We start from the raw sequence: 927 nt of genomic DNA, 5'->3' as shown, positions 1-927 counted from the left end.
AGAGCTGATTCGTAAAGTAAATGTTAAATAGCTAATCGCCTGACCATGAGACGAAGCAAAGAACCATAAATCATCGCTTCACTCACCTCGGAATACACCTCATAATCTTTGCTCAACCGCCGAAATCGATTCAGCCAGCCAAAAGTGCGCTCAACAATCCATCGCTTGGGCAACTGCTCGAAGGTGTTGGAGGTTCGTTCAATCACTTCCACCCGTACTTTCTCACCACAGACCTGGGTAACAGCATTGGCAAAGTTCTTGCCAGAATAACCTTGGTCTACCCATATCACTTCTAATTTGGACAATTTTTCCTTTGCTTCATCCAGCACAACCACTGCCCCTAGTCTTTCTGAGGCATTGGCTTCGGTGACGAAAACCCCAAGTAACAATCCTTGAGAGTCTACAACGATATGGCGTTTACGTCCTTTAACCTTCTTGCCACCATCAAAACCGTAGACCTCCCCTTTTTTTCCGTTGTCTTTACTGATTGAGAATCAGCGATCGCAACGGTAGAATATTCATCTCGCCCTAAATTTTGTCGCAGTTGATGGCGCACTTGGTCGTGAATCTGCTGCCAAATGCCTTTACGTTGCCATTTTTGAAAGTAACCATACACCGTTGTGTAAGGAGGAAGGTCATGAGGCAGCATTTCCCACTGACACCCGGTGCGTTGCACGTAGAAAATCGCATTCAGAATTTCTCGTAAATCTACTTCTACCGGATGCCCAAATCCCTTGGGTGTGGGTAAAAGAGGCTTAAGAATTAACCATTCGGCATCGCTTAAATCGCTTGGGTAAGGTTTGCGCTCTTGGTTCTTAATTGCGGGTAGACGACTCATCGACAACAACATAAGTGTTATTGATTTAGCCTATAGCCTAAGTCAAATGAGGCTCTGTTCTCTTTAGATTTTCTTTACGAATCAGCTCT

Annotated in this window: 1 protein-coding gene; it reads right to left on the bottom strand. The window is 44.8% G+C overall.

Annotated elements, in window-relative coordinates:
• Nucleotides 1–23: 23 nt before the first annotated feature.
• A protein-coding gene (locus tag ABF638_RS38190) for an IS5 family transposase (RefSeq protein ID WP_099100896.1) occupies nt 24–838 on the bottom strand; the annotation gives its coding sequence in 2 pieces (ribosomal slippage) (nt 24–472 and nt 472–838; 816 coding nt in all).
• Nucleotides 839–927 lie beyond the last annotated feature (89 nt).

Origin of the sequence: Nostoc sp. CALU 1950, assembly GCF_051172895.1 — a bacterium.
GTDB classification, from domain to species: domain Bacteria; phylum Cyanobacteriota; class Cyanobacteriia; order Cyanobacteriales; family Nostocaceae; genus Nostoc; species Nostoc edaphicum_A.
Note: the sequence above shows the minus strand (reverse complement) of the source record. Positions and strands in the feature narration are given on the sequence as shown.